The following is a 4,733-nucleotide window of genomic DNA, read 5'->3' as shown; positions in this document are numbered from 1 at the left end:
GGGGGGGGGGGGGGGCGCCGGGGGGGGGGGGGGGGGGGCGGGGGGGGGGGCGGGCGGCGGGGGGGGGGGGGGGGGGGGCGGGGGGGGGGGGGGCGGCGCGGGCGCGGCGCCGGCGCCCCGGCCCCGGGTGGCCCGGGTGCCCGGTCGGGCCCGGGAGCTGTGCCGCCGCCGGTACGGGCTCCGCCGGAGCGCTGCCCCGGGTGGAGTGCGGCGCGCTGGCGGCCTGGGGCCGCTCGGCCGGGTCGATATGGCTGAGCAGGTGGTTCTTGACCAGCAGCACCGCCCGCACCCCGCCGTAGGGGGAGGGCGAGGAGAGATCGACCGACAGATCGAACTGGCGGGTGAGCTGGCCGATCGCGGCGAGACCCATCCGGGGCGGGTCGCCCAGTTCGGAGAGGAGGATCGGGTCGCGGCCCGCCACCATCCGCTGGGCGTAGGCCCGTTCGTCGGCGGCCATGCCGACGCCCGCGTCGTCCACGGTGACGGTGACACCGTGGTGGGCGCGCTCCAGGTTCACCGTCACGGTCGTGTCGGACGAGGAGTGCCGCAGGGCGTTGTCGAGCAGTTCGGCGACGATGATCGCGACCGGTTCGACGGCGTGCGAGACGAGGGCGGTGCCGTTCTCCAGGTGGTTGCTGATGTGGACGCGCTGGTAGCCGATGATCCGGGACTGTCCGCCGGTCACCGCGTCGACGAGGTGGGACTCCTCACGGGCGAGTCCCACCCACGCGCCGCACACGACGGCGGCCACCTGGGCGCGGCGCAGGGACTGTTCGTTCTCGTGGTCGAGCGAGTAGAGGGTCTGGGACAGCTCCGGGTCGTCGTAGCGCTGCTGGAGTCCGCGCAGGACGTCCTGGAGCCGGTAGAGCCCGGCCTGGATCTCGCGGGTCGCGCCGCGCATCCCGGCCCGGGCCGCCGCGTCGACCCGCTTGCGCTCCTGGAGCATCGCGGTGGCGACGCCCCGCAGGGCCGCGTGCAGATTCGTGTCGAGATCACTGTCCGCGAGGGTGGGGTCCAGTGGTCCCGGCACCTGCACATGGGGGTGGGCGGCACGGGTGGCGGCGGCCGGGATGCGCTCCTGTGCCAGGTGGAGCACCTCGGCCGCACAGGTCCGTGAGGTGTGCTCGTTCTTCCGCCGGGCGGCGTCCAGTTGGGTGCGCAGGGATTCGATCTCCGTGACCTGCTTCGCCCGTTCCCGGCGCGAACGCAGAAGATGGCTTCCCAAATAGAACGCCGACAGGGTCCCGGTGGCGACGATGGCCAGATCCGGTATCTCGATCATCGAATAGACCTCGGGGATGGCGGTGGTCAGGGTCGTATGGGAAACGGCCCGACCAAGTACACACCGTCATCGAGTGATCGCGGGGGGTTTTGCCGGAAGTAATTCTGACGGCGCCCCGGGGGCCGATCACGCGCGCCCCCCGTGTCCGGGTGGGCGGAAGGGAGCCCCGAGGGCAGAGGTGGCGTGGTGGGGGAGTCGCCCGGGGCCCGTGCGACGACGGAGAACGGCCGCGGCGGCCCCCCTCACCGCCGCCGCGGCCCTACACCATCGGGTGAAGCCCCGATCAGTCCTTCGCTTCCGGTTCCTTCACCCAGGGTCACTGCTCGGCCCCTGGGTTCAGGGTCTGGACCGGACCTTCGGCTCAGATATTCGGTTCGGGTCTTTTATCGGCTGAAGGCTTTTTCAGCCCGGCTGCCGGATCTTCCGCCGTTCGGGGTGACCGGCGTCCGGCCGCACCGGAATTTCGATTTCCGGGGATGGTTTCCGGGATTCCGTTCCGGGGATTCCTCCCGGGTCCCGCCGCGCGGTCGCCCGGCGCGGCGCGTCAGGGCTTCGGCGGGGCCGGGGAGTAGTTGTCCTGGGGCTTGCCGGCGCCGCCCTTGAGGAACCTCGGCGGGGCGGGCGAGTAGTTGTCCTTGGTGATGACGGCGTCCTCGGCGAGAGTGCCGTCGGCCGGGGACACACCGGCCGGGAGGCCCGGCGAGTAGGTGTCGTCCTTCGGCTTCGTGTCGCCGTCCGCGAGGAAGTGCGGCCGGGCCGGCGAGTAGTTGTCCTTGGACACGAGGTCCTCGGTGACGCCGGTGGCGCCGGTGACGCCGGTGCCGATCTCGTTGTCGGGCGAGCTGTCGAGCGAGCTGTCGAGCGTGCTGTCGGTTTCGTTCATTTCTGTCCCCCATGGGATTGCTGTCGTGCTGAGCCATGAACAGAAGCGGCCCTCCGCCCGGAGACTCCCCCGAGGGTCGCCGGACGGAAGGCCGGGGAACCTCACCCGCCCCCCGGAGTGGTGGAGTTCCCGCGATCCGTCTGCCCCCCGACGCGACGGATCGACTGCACTGAGCATGTCGGAAGCCCATAAACATTCGATGAACGTCCAGGCAGAGTCCTGTCACAGAGTCCGGGACGGGGCCGGGGAGCGGGCCCGGCGCCGTCCCGTACGGCCCCCTGGGACCCGTGCGGGCCCGCGGCGGGCCCCCGCGGGCCCCTCAGGCGGCGCTGAGCGGGTTGAGCAGCCCCCGTGCCTCCTCCGCCTCCGCCGACCCGAGCTGCTCGTGCAGGGCGAGCGCCTCCCGCCAGCAGACGCGGGCGCGGTCGGCCTGGCCGAGCGCGGAGAGCGCCCGGCCGAGGGTGATGAGGACATTGGCGCGGATGCGGTCGCCGCCGATGCAGCCGATGGCCAGGGCCTGTTCCGCGTGTTGCGCGGCCCGGGCGGGCCGGCGGGCGGCCAGATGCGCCTGGGCGATACGGAACAGGGTCGTCCCCTCCCACAGCCGCTGCCGGTTCGACTCGAAGCCGTCCAGGGCCGCCAGGAGCTGCTGGAGGGCGTCCTGGTGCCTGGCGGCCTCGGTCAGGGCGACTCCGAGCGTGTAGCGGGCGTTGGCGAGCCGCAGGGTGTGCCCGATCCCGTCGAGGATGTCGCGCCCGCGCTCGGCGAGGTCGATGGACTGCTCGGTGTGGCCCATGAAGAGGTGCAGCCGGGAGAGATTGCACAGCGCGCTCGCCTCGCCCGGCCCGTTGCCGTCCGCCCGCGAGTCCTCGATGGCCTGGCGCAGGAACCGTTCGGCGTCCGCGTGGCGGCCCTGGTTGAGGGCGATGATGCCGCGGTCGTTGTTGGCCCAGAAGACGGGCGCCGCGTCGCCCGCCCGGCTCGCCAGCCGGGCCGCCTGCTGGGCCTGCTCGTCGGCCTCCGGATAGCGTCCGGCGACCAGATGGACATTGGTGAGCGTGGTGTGGGCGCGCCCCTGGGCCCGGGCGTCCCCGGCGGCGCGGGCCGCGTCCCGGGCGGTGAGCGCCGCGGTGGCGTACTGCTTGGAGTTGGCCCCTGACTCGGCCAGGTCCTTGGCGGCCCAGAGCAGGTCGACGGCGCGGCGCAGACCGCCGTTGGCGGTGGACTGCTGGGCGCAGGCGAGCAGGCAGTGGGCCTCGGTGTAGAGCCAGTCCAGCGCTTCCTGGCCGTCGGGGAACGCGAGCCCTTCGTGGGCGGTGGGCTCCAGATGGTCCGGCAGGCGGTCGCCGGGCCGTTCGATCGCGTACACCCGGCTCACGGTGGCGAGGTAGAAGTCCAGCAGCCGGGAGAGCGTGGCGCCGGTGTCCTCGGGGCGCTCGTCGCGTTCGGCGCACGCACGCGCGTAGAGCCGGACGAGGTCGTGGTAGCGGTAGCGGCCCGGCGCCGCGGACTCCAGGAGGGAGGTGTCGACGAGCCCCTCCAGCAGATCCTCGGTCTCCTGGAGCGGGAGGTCGAGCGCGGCGGACGCGGCGGCGAGGGAGATGTCGGGGCCGTCGGCGAGGCCCAGCAGCCGGAAGGCGCGGCCCTGGTCGGGCTCCAGCTGGCCGTAGCCGAGTTCGAAGGTGGCCTTCACGGCGAGATCGCCGGCCTGGAGTTCGTCGAGCCGGCGGCGCTCGTCGGCGAGCTTGGCGGCGAGCACGGAGACGGTCCAGGTGCGGCGGGCGGCCAGCCGGGAGGCGGCGATCCGGATCGCCAGCGGCAGGAAGCCGCAGGCGGCGACGACATCGAGGGCCGCCTCGCGCTCGGCCAGGACGCGCTCCTCGCCCACGATCCGGGTGAAGAGCTGGAGGGCCTCCTCGGGGGACATCACATCGAGATCCACCAGGTGCGCCCCGGCGAGGTCGACCATCCGCGCCCGGCTGGTGACCAGGGCGGCACATCCCGAGGTGCCGGGCAGCAGGGGGCGGACCTGGGCGGCGTCCCGGGCGTTGTCGAGCAGGACCAGGACACGGCGTCCGGCGAGCGTGGAGCGGTAGAGCGCGGCCCGCTCGGCCGGTGAGTCGGGGATGGAGGAGTCGGTGACCCCGAGGGCGCGCAGAAACGCGCCGAGCACGGCGGCCGGTTCGGTGGCCCTGCTGCCGGCGCCCTGGAGGTCGACATAGAGCTGGCCGTCGGGGAAGTGCGGGCGGGCCTCGTGGGCGACGTGCACGGCGAGGGTGGTCTTGCCGACGCCGCCGATGCCGGCGAGCGCGGAGACCGCCATCACCGAACCCTCGCTGGTCGCCAGCCGCGCGCCCAGCTCGCGGACGAAGGAGACCCGGCCGGTGAAGTCGGGCACGGTCGCCGGGAGCTGGGCGGGCTGGGCGATCCGGGGCGCGGGGGCGGCCTCCTCGCTGGGCCGGGCCAGCTCCTCGTCGGCGCGGAGGATGCGCTCCTGGAGGCGGGAGAGTTCGGGGCGCGGGTCGACGCCCAGCTCGTCGGCGAGGAGCCGGCGGGTGTCGGCGTAGA

General features: G+C 73.8%; 3 protein-coding genes. All 3 read right to left on the bottom strand.

Translation table 11 applies throughout. The features are described 5' to 3' along the window. On the bottom strand, positions 1 to 1,282 hold a 1,282-nt coding region (locus ABT122_RS33250), incomplete at its 3' end, for an ATP-binding protein (protein ID WP_351559870.1). Between the two features lie 544 nt (positions 1,283 to 1,826). Next, positions 1,827 to 2,165: a hypothetical protein gene (locus ABT122_RS33245; RefSeq protein WP_351559868.1), complete on the bottom strand. Its 339-nt coding sequence runs from the start codon at positions 2,163 to 2,165 to the stop codon at positions 1,827 to 1,829. Between the two features lie 319 nt (positions 2,166 to 2,484). Next, the coding region (locus ABT122_RS33240) for an ATP-binding protein (protein WP_351559866.1) at positions 2,485 to 4,733 on the bottom strand (2,249 nt) is incomplete at its 5' end.

Source organism: Streptomyces sp. NPDC001985, assembly GCF_040296845.1.
Lineage (GTDB): Bacteria > Actinomycetota > Actinomycetes > Streptomycetales > Streptomycetaceae > Streptomyces.
Note: the sequence above shows the minus strand (reverse complement) of the source record. Positions and strands in the feature narration are given on the sequence as shown.